We start from the raw sequence: 17183 nt of genomic DNA on the forward strand, positions 1-17183 counted from the left end.
CTCAGACCCGCAGACCTAGCCAGGGCAGTATGTGTTGGACTTCACAGTTAATACAGACTAACCTGAATTTCAGTTATTGGGCGCTAACCGAGTTGGCTTGTGGCGGCTCGGATCGGAACAGGAACGGACCGTCAATGGAGACCCTTGCCACCCGGCTTGACGCTACTGCCGAGGCTTTTGCTTCGAACCGTGCCGCCCAGCTGTCGCTCGCCGACGAGCTGCAGAAAAAGCTGGCCGACGCCGCGCTGGGCGGGCCGGAGAAATCAAGGGAACGCCATGTGGCCAGGGGCAAACTCCTGCCCCGCGAGCGGATCGACCAACTGCTGGATGACGGCAGCCCGTTCCTTGAAATTGCGCCGCTGGCCGCCAACGGCCTGTACAACGACGAAGCACCTGGCGCCGGCGTCATTGCCGGCATCGGGCTGGTTCATGACCGGCACGTGCTGGTGATTTCCAACGATGCCACGGTCAAGGGCGGAACGTACTATCCGATGACGGTGAAGAAGCACTTGCGGGCCCAGGAGATTGCCCTTGAGAACCGGCTGCCCTGCATCTACCTGGTGGACTCCGGTGGAGCGTTCCTGCCCAAGCAGGATGAGGTCTTTCCGGACAGGGACCACTTCGGCCGAATCTTCTATAACCAGGCAAGGCTCTCAGCCGCCAAGATCCCCCAGATCGCCTCGGTGATGGGGTCCTGTACCGCGGGTGGCGCCTATGTTCCTGCCATGAGCGATGAAACCGTTATCGTCCGGAACCAGGGCACGATCTTCCTGGGCGGGCCGCCGCTTGTGAAAGCCGCGATCGGAGAGATCGTCAGCCCGGAAGAGCTCGGCGGCGGGGAAGTGCACTCAAGGATCTCCGGCGTGACGGACCACCTTGCCGAAAATGACGAGCATGCCCTGCAGATCATCCGGGACATCGTGGCTACGCTGCCGCCCCCGGCGCCGCCGGCATGGGAGGTGGAACCCGCCATCGAACCGGCCGCGGACCCGGCGGAGATTTACGGGGCGGTACCCACTGATGTCAATGCTCCCTACGACGTCCACGAGGTGATCGCCAGGCTGGTGGACGGCAGCCGGTTCCACGAATTCAAGAAGGAGTACGGCACCACCCTGGTGACGGGCTTCGCCAGGCTGCACGGGCACCCGGTAGGCATCGTGGCAAACAACGGGGTGTTGTTCAGCGAGTCTTCCCTCAAAGGGGCCCACTTCATTGAGCTCTGCGACCAGCGCGGCGTCCCGCTGATATTCCTTCAGAACATCTCCGGGTTCATGGTGGGCAGGGACTCGGAGCAGGGCGGCATCGCCAAGAACGGCGCCAAGATGGTCACCGCCGTGGCCACGGCGCGGGTACCAAAGCTGACAGTGGTGATTGGCGGCTCCTTCGGCGCCGGTAACTATTCCATGTGCGGCCGCGCCTATTCGCCGCGGTTCCTGTGGATGTGGCCGGCCGCCCGGATTTCGGTGATGGGCGGCAACCAGGCCTCCAGCGTCCTGGCCACGGTGAAGCGTGACCAGTACGAGGCGGCCGGGCAGGAATGGTCAGCCGAGGACGAGGAAGCCTTCAAGGCGCCCATCCGGCGGCAGTACGAGGACCAGGGCAGCCCGTACTACTCCACGGCCCGGCTGTGGGACGACGGCGTGATCGATCCCGCCGACACCCGCACCGTCCTTGGCCTCGCGCTGGACGTGGTGTCCCGCACGCCGCTGCCGGAAACCTCCTTCGGCCTCTTCAGGATGTGAGCCCGCAATGACCCTTCCCCTCTCGCCCGCCACCCGGCAGGAAACCGCTGCAGCCGCAGCCTCAGGGCACCAGCCCCTGTTCAGCACAGTCCTGGTGGCCAACCGCGGCGAGATCGCCTGCCGCGTCATCCGCACCCTCCGCGCCCTGGGCATCCGGTCCGTCGCCGTTTACAGCGATGCCGACGCCGGCGCCCGGCACGTGCGCGAAGCAGACACAGCAGTGCGCATCGGCCCGGCCGCTGCTACGGAGAGCTACCTCAAGATTGAGGCCATCCTTGAAGCGTGCCGCACGACCGGAGCCGAAGCCGTGCACCCGGGCTACGGCTTCCTGAGCGAAAATGTGGACTTCGCCCGTGCCCTGGACCAGGCGGGCATCACCTTCATCGGACCAGGTGTGGAGGCCCTGGACATGATGGGGGACAAGATCCGGTCCAAGAACCACGTGGCCGGTTACGGCGTCCCCGTGGTGCCCGGGGTAGCGCAGCCGGGAATGACTGACGCGCAGCTGGTACAGGCCGCCGCCGCCGTAGGTTTTCCGCTCCTGATCAAACCTTCCGCCGGTGGCGGCGGCAAGGGCATGCATGTGGTGGAAAGGCCGGCGGACCTCGAGGCCACGCTGGCCACGGCCCGGCGGGTGGCGGCGAGCGCCTTCGGCGACGACACCTTGTTCCTGGAACGCCTGGTGTCCACCCCCCGGCACATCGAGGTGCAGGTGCTCGCGGACAACCACGGCAACGTCATCCACCTCGGCGAGCGTGAATGCTCGCTGCAGCGGCGGCACCAAAAGGTCATCGAAGAGGCACCATCGCCGCTGCTCGAATCACTCGCGGAGGGTGGTGTGATCCGCGCCCGCATCGGCGAGGCGGCCTGCAATGCCGCCCGCAGCGTGAATTACAGCGGCGCCGGAACAGTGGAGTTCCTCGTCTCCGATGACTCGCCGGAAGAGTTCTACTTCATGGAGATGAACACCAGGCTGCAGGTGGAGCACCCCGTTACCGAAATGGTCACCGGCATCGACCTCGTCGAATGGCAGGTGCGGATCGCCGCCGGCGAGGAACTCACCGTCCGGCAGGCCGACGTCGAACTTACAGGCCATGCCGTGGAGGCGCGGGTCTATGCCGAGGTGCCCGAAAAGAACTTCCTGCCGTCCACGGGGACAGTGCTCCTGCTGGACGAACTGCCCGGCCGGCCCGCCATGCCGGGCGCGCCGGCACGGCAGCTGGCATCCACCGCCCACGGGACAGTGCGGGTGGACTCGTCCCTGGTGGAAGGGCTGCAGCTCTCGTCCAGCTACGACCCCATGATGTCCAAGGTCATCGCCTGGGGAGAGGACCGCGCGGCCGCCCTGGCTACCCTCGACGGCGCGCTCGCCGGATATACGGCGCTGGGACTGGACACCAACGTGGAGTATCTGCGGCTGCTGATCAACGATCCCGACGTCCGCGCAGGCCGGCTCGATACCGGCCTGATCGAACGCACTCTTCCGGATCTTGCGTTCCGCCAGGTGGCCGAGGCCGAACTGGTGGCGGCAGCACTCTTCACTCTCTCCGCCGAGGAACAGAACAACACACCCCTGCCGCCCGGACCCTGGCACGCGCGCAATGGCTGGCGGCTGGGAGCAGCGGCACCCCGCCGGATCAGTGTGGGGACTCCCGACGGCGGGGTGGCATCAGTGCGCATCAGCGGCTCGGCAGTTGGCGGGAAGGCAGGTGCCGGAACGGCCGGTGACGGAATGGCAGGTGACGGTACTGGCGCTCGGGAAGCTGTCCCTGGCGGCACTGCCTCCGACGGAATGTTCCTGGTAGCCGTAGACAAGGGGCCCTCGCGTCCGGCGCGGCTCGACTTCCTGTCCCGCCGGCAGGCTGTGCTGACCCTCGATGGCCGGGCCACGACGTACGCCATCGCACCGGTCTTCCGCGGCCCGGTGGCCCCGACGCGTGATAGCCCGGTGGTTCGGGTACCTGCCGAACTGTTCCTGGGCAATGAGGGCTGGTCCTGCCGGCTGGAGGTATTGACCCGGGAGGCGCGGCTTGAGCGGGTACTTGCAGCCATCCACCGGGAGGAGGGCGCCGCGGATCCGGCCGTGCGCTCGCCGATGCCGGGAACGGTGGTATCCGTTCCGGTCAGCGACGGCGACACTGTCACGGCCGGGCAGGTGTTGGTTTCGGTGGAGGCAATGAAAATGGAGCACCAGCTGCCGGCGCCCCTGGACGGGACGGTCCACCTCAACGCCCGGCCGGGAGACCTGGTGAAGGTCGGCCAGGTCTTGGCCACCATTCATCCGCATCCCACCGGCGTTTCCAGCGACAGTCCGCCCCGAAGTGCCGCCCACAGTGGCGGTGGTCCCGACGGCGGCGCCAACACTGCAGGCATCGATTCACCCCACGGCAAAGGAGCCTAGACATGGCAGGTTTTGAACTCAGCGAGGAATACCAGGACCTCAGCGACACCGTCCGGGACTTCGCGGACAACGTCGTCGCCCCGGTCTCGGCCAAGCACGACGAGGAGCACAGCTTCCCGTACGAGGTAGTGAAGCAGATGGCGGAGATGGGGCTGTTCGGCCTGCCCTTCCCCGAGGAGTTCGGCGGAATGGGCGGCGACTACTTCGCCCTTGCCCTCGCACTGGAGCAGCTGGGCAGGGTGGACCAGTCCGTTGCGATCACCCTGGAGGCGGGTGTCTCCCTGGGTGCCATGCCGGTCTACCGCTTCGGCACCGAGGAGCAGAAGCAGGAGTGGTTGCCCATGCTGGCAACCGGCGAGGCGCTTGCCGGCTTCGGCCTGACGGAACCGGAGGCAGGATCGGACGCGGGCGGCACCAAGACCCACGCCCGGCGTGAGGGCGGGAATTGGGTGATCAACGGCAACAAGGAGTTCATCACCAACTCCGGTACGGACATCACCCGGCTGGTCACCGTCACCGCCGTCACCGGCCAGAAGGAACGCGCGGACGGCAGCATTCAGAAGGACATCTCCACCATCCTGGTGCCCACGGACACTCCGGGCTTCAAGGCGGAAAAGCCCTACAACAAGGTGGGCTGGAACGCGTCGGATACCCACCCGTTGACGCTGAAGGACGTGCGCGTCCCGGAAGCAAACCTGCTGGGAGCGGAGGGCCGTGGCTACGCCAATTTCCTGTCCATCCTGGACGAGGGCCGCATCGCCATCGCAGCGCTGGCCACCGGTGCGGCCCAGGGTTGCGTGGACCTGTCGGTCAAATACGCCAAGGAACGCAGCGCCTTTGGAAACCAGATCGGCAAGTACCAGGCGATCTCCTTCAAGATCGCGCGCATGGAAGCCCGGGCCCATACTGCCCGCCTCGCATACTACGATGCAGCCTCCCGGATGCTCGCCGGAAAGCCGTTCAAGACCCAGGCGGCCATCGCTAAGATGGTCGCAGGCGAGGCGGCCATGGACAATGCGCGGGATGCCACCCAGGTATTCGGCGGCTATGGCTTCATCAACGAGTTCACCGTGGCACGCCACTACCGCGACTCCAAGATCCTTGAAGTGGGGGAGGGCACCACGGAGGTCCAGCTGATGCTGATCGCCCGCGAACTGGGTCTGTAGTATCTGGGACAGTAGCCGGCCTGAAAGGATCACCGATGATTGACAAGGTTGTTGCCACCGCCGAGGAAGCAGTAGCGGACATCCCGGACGGCGCCTCCCTCGCCGTGGGCGGTTTCGGTCTTTGCGGCATCCCGGTCTCGCTCATTGACGCCCTGCACCGGGCCGGCACCTCGGACCTGGAAACTGTGAGCAACAACTGCGGCGTGGACGACTGGGGCCTGGGCATCCTGCTCCGCGATGGGCGGATCCGGCGCACCATCAGCTCCTACGTCGGCGAAAACAAGGAGTTCGCCCGCCAGTACCTGGCCGGCGAGCTCGAGGTGGTCCTCACGCCGCAGGGAACCCTGGCCGAGAAACTCCGGGCAGGGGGCGCCGGCATCCCGGCCTTCTATACCAAAGCCGGCGTCGGCACCCAGGTGTCCGAGGGCGGCCTGCCCCAGAAGTACGACGCCGAGGGCGGCATCGCCGTCGCATCAGCCCCGAAGGAGGTGCGCTCCTTTGCCGGGGCTGACTACGTGCTTGAGGAGGCGTTGACCCCGGACTTCGGGCTGGTCCACGCGTGGAAGGGCGACCGCCACGGAAACCTCGTCTTCCATGCCACCGCGATGAACTTCAACCCGCTGTGCGCCATGGCCGGACGGATCACCATCGCCGAAGTGGAGGAACTCGTGGAGCCGGGCGAGCTGGACCCGGAACACATCCATACCCCTGGAATCTTCGTCCAGCGGGTGGTACTGGCCCCCAACGGGGAGAAACGTATTGAGAAGCGGACGGTCGCGCTGGTCCGCTCCGGACAGGAACCGCCCGGGCATCTTCCCGGCAACCAGCAGGCAGGAGCATAGCCATGGATCCCAACAGCCCCTACGCTCCCCGCCCGGAAGGCGTCCGGCCCGAGTACCGCCGCGCACCCCAGCAGCACGAGGAATCCGCGGACGGCGCCGGCGCCAAGGGCTGGACTCGGAATGAGCTCGCCGCCCGGGTGGCGCAGGAGCTCAGCAATGGCCAGTACGTCAACCTTGGAATCGGCATGCCAACCCTCATTCCCAACTACATCCCCGAGGGCGTCGAAGTGGTGCTCCATTCGGAAAACGGGATCCTCGGCGTCGGCCCCTATCCGGCGGAGGATGCTGTTGATCCTGACCTGATCAACGCGGGCAAGGAAACTGTCACGGTCAACAAGGGCGCCGCGTTCTTCGACTCTGCTTCGTCCTTCGGGATGATCCGGGGCGGCCATGTGGACGTCGCCGTCCTGGGTGCCATGGAAGTGGCAGCCAACGGTGACCTCGCCAACTGGATGATCCCGGGCAAGATGGTCAAGGGCATGGGCGGTGCCATGGACCTGGTGTTCGGTGCCAAGAAGGTCATCGTGATGATGGAGCACGTGGACCGCAACGGCAACCCGAAGATCGTCCAGCAGTGCTCCCTGCCGCTGACCGGCAAGGGCTGCGTGGACCGCATCATCACGGACCTGGCCGTCATAGACGTCGTAGCCGATAATTCCGGGTCACGGCTGGTGCTGCGGGAGCTGGCGCCGAACGTTTCTGTCGAGGATGTGGCAGCCGCCACCGGCGCGGAGCTTTTCGAGGAAGACCGGGAACTGACTGTATGACCGGGAACCAGGGGGTTTCAGCAGGCTCAACAACCAGTAACCAGCGCGTCGTCGAGCAGCGCGGACTGTACTTCGACGAGCTGGAGGAGGGTGTGCTGTATGCCCACCGTCCCGGCCGCACCGTCACGGAAGCGGACAACGTCCTGTTTACCACCCTCACCATGAACACCCAGGCCCTGCACCTCGACGCTGCCTGGAGCGCCGGGCAGCCCTTTGGCCAGCGGCTGGTGAACTCCATGTTCACGTTGGCCACCATGGTGGGCCAATCCGTTTCCCAGCTCACCCAGGGCACCATCATCGCCCAACTGGGCCTGACCGACGTCTCCTTTCCGCACCCCCTGTACCACGGCGACACCCTCTACACGGAAACGGTCATCAGCGGGAAGCGGCTTTCAAGCTCCCGGCCTGGCCAGGGAATCGTGACCATGGAGCACACGGGCCGTAACCAGGACGGCACGGTAGTGGCAGTTGCGAAGCGCAGCTGCCTGATGTGGACGCGGGAGGCGCACACCCTGCAGCCGGGCGCGGGAGAGGGGACAATACCGGTATGACCTTTGTGATGGGCCCTGCCCTGCTTTTTTGCCCTGCGGACCGGCCGGAGCGGTACGAGAAGGCAGCCACCCGCGCCGACGCCGTCATCCTGGACCTTGAGGACGCCGTGGCGCCTGCCGACAAGCAGCGGGCCCGCGGTGCCATTCTCGCGCAGCTGGGCGCCGCCGGCGATGCGCCCGAGCTGGATCCGAGCCGGACCATCGTTCGGGTCAACCCCGCCGGGACCGACGAATTCGAAAAGGACCTCCACTGCCTTGCCCACACCCCGTACAAGACGGTGATGCTCGCGAAAGCCGAGAGTGCGGCGCAGCTGGAGGCCCTGTCCGGCTACCAGGTGATTGCACTGTGTGAAACGGCAATGGGCGTCCTCAACGCCCCCTCAATCGCCGCCGCCCCCAATGTTGTGGCCCTGATGTGGGGCGCCGAGGACCTGCTGGCTTCACTGGGCGGGACCTCCAGCAGGAAGGATGACGGCGCCTACCGGGCCGTGGCGCTCCATGCCCGTTCCTCCGTCCTCCTGGCCGCGCGCGCCTTCAGCAAGGAAGCCGTGGATGCCGTCTATACCAACATTCCTGACCTGACAGGCCTGGCAGCGGAAGCGGCGGACGCCGTCGCGTCAGGCTTCGGCTCCAAGGCCTGCATCCATCCCAGCCAGGCAGCAGTAGTGCGGGGTGCCTATGCGCCGTCGGAAGCGGAAGTCTCGGCGGCAGCAGAACTGCTGCAGGCCGCCGCGGCTGCGGGGCAGGGCGTCTTCCAGCACAAGGGGCAGATGATTGACGGTCCCATCCTCAAGCACGCCGAAGCCGTCATCCGGCGCGCAGGGGACCACGTCTAGCCTTTCCGCCCGCTGGACCGGCGCAGCGAGACAGGTGGAATCGGTTCGTGGAGCAGCGTCCGCACCCAGCGGTCCCCGGTGTCCCGGAACTCCTGACGCGTCGCAAACCGGTAGAGGTAGCTGCGCACCCGCACCCAATGCGGCGGCGCGCCGTCGAACGGGTCATGCCGGAGGAGCCGCAAAATCTGGCGGTCCGCCTCCAGCAGTTTGCCGAGGAAGGCGTAAAACCACTCCTCGTGGACGGTCCGCAGCGGCAGGAACCACATCAGCCAGTCCAGCCGGAGATGATAGGGCGCCCACTGGCGCGGAACCCGGCGGAGGTCGCCGGGCTTGCCCTTGAAGCCGTACTCCCGCCACTCGGAGGAGTCGTCCGGATCGTCGTCGAGTGTCCCTTCCACCACAATTTCGATGCGCTTCTTGGTCACTGATCCGAACGCCCCATAAGTGTTGACCAGCTGCCAGCGGTTGAAGCTGGCGTTCATCAGCTGCCGGCGGGAGAACAGGTTGCGTAATGGCCAGTAACTGAGGACCACCAGCAGCAGGGTGACTGCCAGGGTAATGACCAGCCACCACAGGGGAGTCTCCCGTTCCACACCGGGCCCGCCGTGCCAGTCCAGCGGGATCGCCGGCAGGACGGCGTGTGCCACGGGATCGCTGACTGCTGCGAACGCCAGCACAATGGCAATCCAGTTCAGCCAGGCGAAGTTGCCGCTGGCCACAAGCCACAACTGCGTCAGGATGACGATCGCCGCTGCCACGCTTGCAACGGGCTGGGGGGCGAACAGGAAGAAGGGCACCACCAGCTGGGCGAAATGGTTGCCGAGCACTTCCACCTTATGGAGGGGCTTGGGCAGCAGATGCGCCTGCCGGCTCAGGGGTCCCGGCATGGGCTGGGTCTCGTGGTGGTAGTAGAGGGCGGTCAGGTCGCGCCAATCCCGGCCGCCGCGGATCTTGATCATTCCGGCGCCGAATTCCAGCCGGAACACCAGCCACACGATCAGGATCAGGATGGTGCGCGGCGGGTCTGTCTGGTCCGAACCCAGGAAGGCAACCGTGAACCCTGCCTCAAGGAGCAGCATCTCCCAGCCGAAGCCGTAGAACGTCTGGCCGACGTTCACGATGGACATGTACAGCAGCCACAGGCTCAGGAAGGCAATCAGCGGAACCCACGGCGGCCCCTGCTGGGGGATGCCGGCCACAAGCAGCACCGAGACCAGCAGTCCTGCCGCGCAGACCCAGCGCAGCAACCGGTCCGAATACCGCCACCGGAAGAGGGTGGGCCGGCGCAGGCGGCTGAAGCCGGAAAGATACTCCGGCACCGGCAGGAGGCCGCGCTCGCCCAGCAACGCGGGGAACTGGTTCAGTGAGGACAGGAACGCAACGAAATACAGTGCTGCCACGCCTCGCTGCAGCACCTGCCGGGCGAACTCGTAGTCCGGCGCGTCAAACCAGGAGAGCCAGTCCACGCAGTCCAATTTACGCCCGCCGTTGGCGCGGCTGCCACTAGGATCGAGGGATGTTTGTGCTGGTGCTGATCGCCGTTGTGGCAGGCGCATTGGCCCAGCGGATCGCAGGCCTCGGCTTCGGCCTTCTGGTTTCCCCTGTGCTGGTGGTGCTGCTGGGCCCTTTCGACGGCGTGATGATTATCAACCTCTGCGGTGCCACCTCGTCCCTCATGATCCTCTCCAGGGTCTGGAGGCATGTGGCCTGGCGGAAGTACTTCGGGCTGGCGCTCGCGGCGCTGGCCGGAGTGCTGCCCGGCGCCTGGCTGGCGAGCAACGTGCCGGAAGCTCCGCTGGAGATCTGCATCGGCGTCCTGCTCATCATCGCCCTCCTTGCGTCCCAGCGGCTGACCAGGAGTTCGTGGCGCGCCAGCGGTCCGGTTCCGATGGTGTCCCTGGGATTTTCCAGCGGCCTGATGAACGCTGCCGCTGGAGTTGGCGGTCCAGCCATCACGGCCTATGCCATCGCCACCCGGTGGGAGCAGAAAAGCTTCAGCGCCACTCTTCAGCCGTACTTCATCACCACTGGGTTTACCTCCCTCATCAGTAAATACGTACTGTCCGGCGGGCATGTGCCCGGCCTGGAGGGCTGGCAGTGGCTGGCCATTCTTGGGGCCATGATCAGTGGAATCGTGGCCGGCGACCTGTTGTCCGGCCGGGTGCATCCGGCTTCGGCCCGGCGCATCGTAACCGCCATCGCCTACCTTGGAGCGGTCGCAACCCTGGCCAAGGGCCTGATGGAACTGGCAGCTGCCTGAGCGACCGCAGCCTCCGGCCGCATGCCTGCGGCAGTTGGGTGCGCGATACTTAAGCCATGCAGCCACGCAAGATTGCCCTCCTCGGTTCCACCGGCTCCATCGGCACCCAGGCAATTGACGTCGTCGACGGCGCCCCGCACCTTTTCGAGGTGGTGGCGCTCAGCGCCGGGGGAGGCAACCCGGAGCTCCTCGCCCGCCAGGCTGTGCACACCGGGGCAGCGGTTGTTGGTATTGCCGCCGGCGACCCGGGCCGCCTGGCAGCGTTGATCAATGATGTTGCCGCCGCAGCCGGCAAGCAGGGCTACCGGCCGGAGATCATTGCCGGACCGGACGCGTCTACCCGCATAGCCGGGGTCGAAGCTGATGTGGTGCTCAACGGAATCACAGGTTCAATCGGCCTTGCACCCACGCTGGCTGCCCTCACGTCAGGCGCCACGCTGGCCCTGGCCAACAAGGAATCCCTTATTGTGGGCGGTTCCCTGGTGAAGGCGGCAGCGCGGGAAGGCCAGATCGTCCCGGTGGATTCTGAACACTCGGCCATCGCTCAGTGCCTGCGCTCGGGCTCAGCGGCCGAGGTGGAAAAACTCATCCTCACCGCCTCGGGCGGGCCTTTCCGCGGCAGGACCCGCGAGGAACTCCACGACGTTACTCCGCAGGAGGCATTGGCCCACCCCACCTGGGACATGGGCGTCATGGTGACCACCAACTCCGCCACCCTTGTGAACAAGGGACTGGAAGTCATCGAGGCGCACCTGCTGTTCGACGTGCCGCTGGACCGGATCGACGTCGTGGTCCACCCCCAGTCCGTGGTGCACTCCATGGTCCAGTTCATCGACGGGTCCATCATTGCGCAGGCATCCCCGCCGGACATGCGCCTCCCCATCGCACTGGGACTGGGCTGGCCAGACAGGGTGCCCAAGGCCGCCGCTGCCTGCGATTGGACCCAGGCGGCCACCTGGACTTTTGAGCCGTTGGATGTAACGTCCTTCCCGGCCGTTGATCTTGCCAAGGATGCCGCCAAACAAGGCAGTACGTTCCCCGCCGTGTTCAACGCCGCCAACGAGGAAGCCGTGACGGCCTTCCATGCCGGCCGGATCAGGTTCACCGACATCGTGGACACGGTCGCCGCAGTTCTCAGCGAACACCCAGGCTCCTCCGGGCTGACAGTGGAAACCGTACTGGATGCTGAAAGCTGGGCACGCGCGCGCGCCAATGAACGTTTAGCAGTCAGCAGTCTCTAGGAAGCAGCAAGCACCCCCATGACCCCCGTTCTCCTCTTTGTCCTCGGTGTCGTCTTTGTGGCAATCGGCATCGCTGCCTCCATAGCGCTCCACGAAGTGGGCCACCTCCTGCCCGCCAAGCTCTTCAAGGTCCGCGTCACCAAGTACATGATCGGCTTCGGCCCCACGCTCTGGTCACGGCGGAAAGGCGAGACCGAGTACGGCGTGAAAGCCATCCCGCTGGGCGGCTACGTATCCATGATCGGGATGTACCCGCCGAACAAGGAGGACGGATCGGTCCGGCCCTCCAGCACCGGAATGTTCCAGACCCTGGCCACCGAAGCGCGGTCCATGGCCCACGAAGAGGTGGGCCCAGGCGATGAGAACCGCGTGTTCTACCGGCTTCCGGTGTGGAAAAAGATCATCGTTATGCTGGGCGGGCCCGCCATGAACATGTTCCTGGGCGTCGTGCTGACGGCTGTCCTGCTGATGGGCTTTGGCATGGCCACGGCCACCACCACCATCTCCGACGTCTCCAAGTGCCAGGTCGCGGCAGGCGAAACCGTGGATCCGGATTCAGCCGACTGCCAGCTCACGCCCGCCGCGGCGGCCGGCCTCAAACCCAACGACACCGTCACCTCCTTCGACGGGAAAACCGTGACCAGCTGGGACCAGCTCACGGAGTGGATCCGGACTTCTGCCGGCCGCGAGGTCGCCATCACCGTGGAGCGGGACGGCGCCCCGGTATCCACCACGGTGACTCCCGTGCTGTCGGCCCGCCCCATCATCGGGGCGGACGGGCGGCAGGCAACAGACGACGCCGGCACCCTCCTGTACCAGGACGTCGGCTTCCTTGGCATTGGTGCGCAGACGGAACTGGTGGCCCAGCCGGCGTCGTCCGTCCTGCCCATGGCCGGGGAGAACATCCGGCAGGTGGCAGGAGTGGTGTTCAACCTGCCGGCGCGCGTGGTGGGCGTGGCGAAGGCCGCCTTCAGTGAAGAGCCACGCGATCCCAATGGCCCCATCAGCGTGGTGGGTGTGGGCAGGGTGGCCGGAGAAGTGGCCGCGATGGAGGAAATTCCGGTCCAATCGCGCGTAGCCACGCTGTTTGGGCTCCTCGCCGGGCTGAACTTCGCACTGGCGGTCTTCAACCTGATCCCGCTGTTGCCGCTGGACGGCGGTCATGTTGCGGGCGCCCTCTATGAAGGCGCCCGGCGCCAGCTGGCCAAACTGTTCGGCAAGCCGGACCCGGGAGCCTTCGACATCGCCAAGCTGCTCCCGGTGACCTACGTGGTGGCAGCCCTGCTGATGGGCATGAGCGCGCTCCTCATCTACGCGGATATCGTGAAGCCGGTGAATCTCTTCGGCTGACCTTCCGGGCTTGCCGGGGCGACCCACGTGGAGCAGACCACGCCCTCCCCGCGCAACGGCGCAGGAAGCTGGACGAGGGATTGCATCCTCTTAGCCATTTATGGCTGATGTTTGGTAATCAGCTGTTTATGGTTGATGATTTCCGATCAGCTGTCTAGGGTTGTTCCATGTACGTTCTGACCATCGACCAGCGGGGCAGCTCCGCCGACGTGGACCGGGTTCCCGAGCTGATCTCCGCGTTGCGGGGACTCACCCCGGCGCCGTTTGAACGCTCCGTCGGCGACGAGCTCCAGGGCGTAGTGGAGCATGCCGCGGAGGTGGTGGACATCGCCCTGCATGCGCTTCGGAGCGGGAATTGGTACGTAGGGATTGGCATCGGTACCGTGCAGCTGGCTCCGGGAGGCAGCCCCAGGGAAGGGTCCGGAAGCGGCTTTGTAGCCGCGCGCAAAGCCGTGGAACTCGCCAAGAGCGCGGCCGGCCAGGTTCCGCTGTCGGTGGTGTCCGGCACCATGGGCCGTGGCAGGGAAGTCCCGCCCCAAGCAAGGGAAGGTGCCGTATCCAGTGCAAATGCCCAGGCAGTGCTCCGCCTCATCGGGAGGTTGGTACAACAACGCACCCAGGCGCAGTGGCGGGTGGTGGACCGGTTGCGTGCATCCCAGGGCGGCGAGGGCAGGCATGGCAGCCAGAAGCTCGTTGCCCACGAGCTGGGAATTACGGAGCAGTCGGTGAGCCGGGCCGTCCTGCGGTCCGGCTGGCAGGAAGAATGGGCAGCCAGGCCGGCAGCAGCAATGCTCCTGGACTACGCCCATTCCCAGATTGTCCATTCCGAAAATGAAGGAGCCCGGTGACCGCGCTTTGGATCGCTGCCGCCCTGCTCGTGGCGGGCTTCGCCGGTTGGCCGGTGACCGCCCTCGTGTTCCGTCTCGCCCGGACCATCGACGACAAAGCAGATGCTGCCAAGGCTGCGGAAGAAGCCAGGAGAGCAGCCGAGGACCCTTCCGCTGACGTCACTGTTGACGGGCCACACGTCGAAAGCCAGAACGTGGACGGTGAGCTGACCGCGGCGGCGGACGCGCCGTCGTCGGCTGATTCCCCTTCACTCCCGGCTCCCACCCAGCGCATCCTGCGTGGCGGGGCCATCATTGGCGTCCTGGAACGGCTCGGCGTGTGCCTGGCGATCCTCACCGGCCAGCCGGTGGCCATCGCCTACATCGTTGCCATCAAGGGCCTGGGCAGGTTCGCAGAGCTGAAGGAAACGCCGGTGGCGGCCGAACGCTTCATCATCGGAACCTTGACCTCCATGCTGTGGGCGGCCGGAACGGCAGCGGTGGTCAAAGTACTGTTCCTGTCGTAGGAACAAGGGCCGGGCCCTGCCGCCCGGCCAAAACTCCTGCCAGGCCTGCCCGGATGGGTGCAAGGGCAGGCAGGGCGATAGGGTAGCGGTATGACTGTTTTTGCCGTTGAGTACGTTTACGCCGCCGATTCCACCGAAGCCCGCAACGAGGCCCGGCCAGCGCACCGCGAATGGCTCTCGGGCCTTGCGCAGGACGGTGCCGTCCTGGCCAGCGGTCCATACGGTGACGGTGCCGGAGCGCTCCTGATCTTCAAGACAGCAGACGAGGCCGCCCTCAACTCGATCCTCAAGCAGGATCCCTTTGCCGCCGCCGGAGTCATCGCCGGGACCCGCATCACGGAGTGGTCACCCATCATCGGCGTGCTCGCCGGCCTCACCGCGTAGCCTCTTCAATACCCTTTCAACTCTAGGAGTCCACGTGACCTCGGTCAGCCTGGGAATGCCGTCAGCACCGCCGCCCGTCCTCGCCCCCCGCCGCAAGACCCGCCAGATCAAGGTTGGTTCCGTAGGGGTAGGCTCAGACTTCCCCATCAGCGTGCAGTCCATGACCACCACGCCCACCACGGACATCAACGCCACCCTGCAGCAGATCGCTGAACTCACGGCCTCCGGCTGCGATATTGTGCGCGTCGCCTGCCCCTCGGCGGATGACGCCGAAGCGTTGCCGATCATTGCCAAGAAGTCGCAGATTCCGGTCATCGCGGACATCCACTTCCAGCCCAAATACGTCTTTGCGGCCATCGAAGCCGGCTGCGCCGCAGTGCGCGTGAACCCGGGAAATATCCGGAAGTTCGACGACCAGGTCAAGGAAATCGCGGCTGCCGCCCGGGACCACGGCACCTCCATCCGCATCGGCGTGAACGCAGGCTCGCTGGAACCCGGGATCCTGAAGAAGTACGGCAAGGCAACGCCGGAAGCGCTGGTGGAGTCCGCCGTCTGGGAGGCTTCCCTGTTTGAGGAGCACGGCTTCCACGACTTCAAGATTTCCGTCAAGCACAACGACCCCGTGATCATGGTGGCCGCATACGAGATGCTGGCAGAAAAAGGCGACTGGCCGCTGCACCTCGGCGTGACCGAGGCCGGCCCGGCCTTCCAGGGAACCATCAAGTCCGCCACCGCCTTCGGTGCCCTTCTGTCCCGGGGTATCGGAGATACCATACGCGTTTCCCTCTCGGCCCCGCCGGTAGAGGAGATCAAGGTGGGCAACCAGATTCTCCAGTCCCTGAACCTGCGACCCCGCAAGCTTGAAATTGTCTCCTGCCCGTCCTGCGGCCGTGCCCAGGTGGACGTTTACACCCTCGCCGAGCAGGTGACCGCAGGCCTGGAAGGAATGGAGATTCCGCTGCGCGTGGCAGTCATGGGCTGCGTGGTGAACGGCCCGGGCGAGGCCCGCGAGGCTGATCTTGGTGTTGCCTCCGGCAATGGCAAGGGCCAGATCTTTGTGAAGGGTGAAGTCATCAAGACTGTCCCTGAGAGTCAAATTGTTGAGACACTGATCGAAGAGGCCATGCGTATCGCGGAAGAGATGGGGGAGACCGATGGCGAAGATGCTGTCAAGGGTAGCCCCGTGGTTAGCGTCTCGTAAGGACGTCCCCGACCCGCCGGGGATTTTCGTCCGCACCCTGGACGGGACGGATACGGCCGCGCTGAGGCTGCTGGCCCAGCGTGATCCGGTAACAAACGTCTTCATCCTCGCTCATCTGCGCGCTGTCGGTACCGCCGCGCCTACCAGCGGCGGGGCCGGCGTCATCGGAGTGTTCGACGACGGCATCCTGGTGGGTGCGTGCTGGGCGGGAGCCAACCTGGTTCCGGTCCAGCTGGATCCTGCGTTTGCCGGTGCAGTTGCGGAAGCGGCCAACGCCTCCGGACGGCGCTATGCCTCGGCGTTCGGACCGGCCCCGGCGGTGTTGGCACTTCACGCGGAGTTGGTGGAGCTGGGCCACCGGGCGCACGAAGTACGGGACGAGCAACCACTCATGACCATCGAGGGCCCGCCGCTGGTCGCGTCCAACCCGGATCTGGCACCGGGAAACCTCGCCGATTTTGACCGCATCCTTCCAGCTTGCGCCGCCATGTTCGAAGAGGAAGTGGGGTATTCCCCCTTCCTGGGTGGCCGGGAGTTCTACAGCCGGCGCGTGGAAGGACTGATCCGCCAAGGCCATTCCCTGGCGCACGTCAACAAAACCGGCGACGTTGTGTTCAAGGCAGAACTGGGCGCCGTCACGTCCGAGGTCACCCAGGTCCAGGGCGTCTGGATGAACCCGCTCTATCGCGGGCAGGGCCTCAGTTCCGGATACATGGCCTCAGTAGTGGAGCAGGCGAGAAAGATCGCACCCATCACGAGCCTCTACGTCAACGGCTTTAATCTGCGGGCGCGGGCAACGTACGAGCGGGTCGGTTTCCGGCAGGTGGGAACGTTCGCTACGGTGCTGTTCTAGGGCGCAAGATGTCCGTAATTGGGACCTCTCTCTGAAATTACTTGTCAATTGTGGCTGTCATCACTTAGGTTCGATCTAGCTGCGCTGGAGTGGCGTGGGCGGTCTCACCAGTCCTCACCAGTACTTAGGCGATAACGGCGTTGAGCCACGCCCGGATGCGATGACCAGCCCTCTGGGGGGCCAGGGGCTTTGTATTCCCGGGCGTGGCTCTACTGCGCTTGCCGGTAGATTAGTA

General features: G+C 65.6%; 16 protein-coding genes. 15 read left to right on the forward strand and 1 reads right to left on the reverse strand.

Going from position 1 to position 17183, the window contains the following annotated elements; genetic code table 11:
• Positions 1–134 precede the first annotated feature (134 nt).
• Genes G6R19_RS10090 through G6R19_RS10120 form a run of 7 tightly spaced genes read left to right on the forward strand, consistent with a single transcriptional unit; the run spans position 135 to position 8305 of the window.
• Entirely contained in the window at positions 135–1742 is a 1608-nt protein-coding gene (locus G6R19_RS10090; protein ID WP_163164434.1) for a carboxyl transferase domain-containing protein, read from the forward strand.
• Between the two features lie 7 nt (positions 1743–1749).
• Entirely contained in the window at positions 1750–4143 is a 2394-nt protein-coding gene (locus G6R19_RS10095; protein WP_163164436.1) for a biotin carboxylase N-terminal domain-containing protein, read from the forward strand.
• 2 nt (positions 4144–4145) lie between these two features.
• Positions 4146–5309, forward strand: a complete 1164-nt coding sequence (locus tag G6R19_RS10100) for an acyl-CoA dehydrogenase family protein (protein WP_163164438.1) — start codon at positions 4146–4148, stop codon at positions 5307–5309.
• Positions 5310–5344: 35 nt separating this feature from the next.
• Positions 5345–6151: a CoA transferase subunit A gene (locus G6R19_RS10105; RefSeq protein ID WP_163164440.1), complete on the forward strand. Its 807-nt coding sequence runs from the start codon at positions 5345–5347 to the stop codon at positions 6149–6151.
• A 2-nt stretch (positions 6152–6153) separates the two neighbouring features.
• A complete protein-coding gene (locus G6R19_RS10110; protein ID WP_163164442.1) occupies positions 6154–6918 on the forward strand; it encodes a CoA transferase subunit B in 765 nt (254 codons plus the stop codon).
• Entirely contained in the window at positions 6915–7469 is a 555-nt protein-coding gene (locus tag G6R19_RS10115; protein ID WP_163164444.1) for a MaoC family dehydratase, read from the forward strand. The genes G6R19_RS10110 and G6R19_RS10115 overlap by 4 nt, the downstream gene beginning before the upstream one ends.
• The gene (locus tag G6R19_RS10120) at positions 7466–8305 is read left to right on the forward strand and encodes a CoA ester lyase (protein WP_163164446.1); all 840 of its coding nucleotides are present in this window, start codon (positions 7466–7468) and stop codon (positions 8303–8305) included. Before G6R19_RS10115 ends, G6R19_RS10120 begins: the two co-directional genes overlap by 4 nt.
• Here G6R19_RS10120 and G6R19_RS10125 read toward each other — a convergent pair.
• Positions 8302–9771, reverse strand: a complete 1470-nt coding sequence (locus tag G6R19_RS10125) for a lipase maturation factor family protein (protein WP_163164448.1) — start codon at positions 9769–9771, stop codon at positions 8302–8304. The two genes, G6R19_RS10120 and G6R19_RS10125, sit on opposite strands and share 4 nt — an antisense overlap.
• A gap of 50 nt (positions 9772–9821) precedes the next feature.
• Here G6R19_RS10125 and G6R19_RS10130 point away from each other — a divergent pair, with 50 nt between their 5' ends.
• From G6R19_RS10130 to G6R19_RS10165, 8 genes are all read left to right on the forward strand, one after another.
• Positions 9822–10565, forward strand: a complete 744-nt coding sequence (locus G6R19_RS10130) for a TSUP family transporter (protein WP_163164450.1) — start codon at positions 9822–9824, stop codon at positions 10563–10565.
• A 56-nt stretch (positions 10566–10621) separates the two neighbouring features.
• Positions 10622–11806: a 1-deoxy-D-xylulose-5-phosphate reductoisomerase gene (dxr, locus tag G6R19_RS10135; protein WP_163164452.1), complete on the forward strand. Its 1185-nt coding sequence runs from the start codon at positions 10622–10624 to the stop codon at positions 11804–11806.
• 18 nt (positions 11807–11824) lie between these two features.
• Positions 11825–13156 carry a site-2 protease family protein gene (locus tag G6R19_RS10140; RefSeq protein ID WP_163164454.1) on the forward strand — a complete coding sequence of 444 codons (1332 nt, stop codon included), beginning with the start codon at positions 11825–11827 and terminating at the stop codon, positions 13154–13156.
• Positions 13157–13323: 167 nt separating this feature from the next.
• Complete coding sequence (locus G6R19_RS10145) at positions 13324–14004, forward strand: MarR family transcriptional regulator (RefSeq protein WP_163164456.1); 681 nt, start codon at positions 13324–13326, stop codon at positions 14002–14004.
• Positions 14001–14510 carry a hypothetical protein gene (locus G6R19_RS10150; RefSeq protein WP_163164458.1) on the forward strand — a complete coding sequence of 170 codons (510 nt, stop codon included), beginning with the start codon at positions 14001–14003 and terminating at the stop codon, positions 14508–14510. Before G6R19_RS10145 ends, G6R19_RS10150 begins: the two co-directional genes overlap by 4 nt.
• 90 nt (positions 14511–14600) lie before the next feature.
• On the forward strand, positions 14601–14894 hold the full coding sequence (locus G6R19_RS10155) for a YciI family protein (protein WP_163164460.1): 294 nt from the start codon (positions 14601–14603) through the stop codon (positions 14892–14894).
• 34 nt (positions 14895–14928) lie between these two features.
• Positions 14929–16095 (forward strand): flavodoxin-dependent (E)-4-hydroxy-3-methylbut-2-enyl-diphosphate synthase, encoded by a 1167-nt coding sequence (gene ispG / locus G6R19_RS10160; RefSeq protein WP_163164462.1) that lies wholly within the window; start codon positions 14929–14931, stop codon positions 16093–16095.
• The gene (locus tag G6R19_RS10165; RefSeq protein ID WP_163164675.1) at positions 16058–16948 is read left to right on the forward strand and encodes a DUF4081 domain-containing GNAT family N-acetyltransferase; all 891 of its coding nucleotides are present in this window, start codon (positions 16058–16060) and stop codon (positions 16946–16948) included. The genes ispG and G6R19_RS10165 overlap by 38 nt, the downstream gene beginning before the upstream one ends.
• The last annotated feature ends 235 nt before the right edge of the window (positions 16949–17183 follow it).

The organism is Arthrobacter sp. Alg241-R88 (genome assembly GCF_900537115.1).
Taxonomy (GTDB): Bacteria; Actinomycetota; Actinomycetes; order Actinomycetales; family Micrococcaceae; genus Arthrobacter.

Bases quoted from the DNA above. Each gene is read 5' to 3' on its own strand.
- G6R19_RS10090 (WP_163164434.1), top strand. From the start codon at position 135: ATGGAGACCCTTGCCACCCGGCTTGACGCTACTGCCGAGGCTTTTGCT.
- G6R19_RS10095 (WP_163164436.1), top strand. From the start codon at position 1,750: ATGACCCTTCCCCTCTCGCCCGCCACCCGGCAGGAAACCGCTGCAGCC.
- G6R19_RS10100 (WP_163164438.1), top strand. From the start codon at position 4,146: ATGGCAGGTTTTGAACTCAGCGAGGAATACCAGGACCTCAGCGACACC.
- G6R19_RS10105 (WP_163164440.1), top strand. From the start codon at position 5,345: ATGATTGACAAGGTTGTTGCCACCGCCGAGGAAGCAGTAGCGGACATC.
- G6R19_RS10110 (WP_163164442.1), top strand. From the start codon at position 6,154: ATGGATCCCAACAGCCCCTACGCTCCCCGCCCGGAAGGCGTCCGGCCC.
- G6R19_RS10115 (WP_163164444.1), top strand. From the start codon at position 6,915: ATGACCGGGAACCAGGGGGTTTCAGCAGGCTCAACAACCAGTAACCAG.
- G6R19_RS10120 (WP_163164446.1), top strand. From the start codon at position 7,466: ATGACCTTTGTGATGGGCCCTGCCCTGCTTTTTTGCCCTGCGGACCGG.
- G6R19_RS10130 (WP_163164450.1), top strand. From the start codon at position 9,822: ATGTTTGTGCTGGTGCTGATCGCCGTTGTGGCAGGCGCATTGGCCCAG.
- dxr (WP_163164452.1), top strand. From the start codon at position 10,622: ATGCAGCCACGCAAGATTGCCCTCCTCGGTTCCACCGGCTCCATCGGC.
- G6R19_RS10140 (WP_163164454.1), top strand. From the start codon at position 11,825: ATGACCCCCGTTCTCCTCTTTGTCCTCGGTGTCGTCTTTGTGGCAATC.
- G6R19_RS10145 (WP_163164456.1), top strand. From the start codon at position 13,324: ATGTACGTTCTGACCATCGACCAGCGGGGCAGCTCCGCCGACGTGGAC.
- G6R19_RS10155 (WP_163164460.1), top strand. From the start codon at position 14,601: ATGACTGTTTTTGCCGTTGAGTACGTTTACGCCGCCGATTCCACCGAA.
- G6R19_RS10165 (WP_163164675.1), top strand. From the start codon at position 16,058: ATGCTGTCAAGGGTAGCCCCGTGGTTAGCGTCTCGTAAGGACGTCCCC.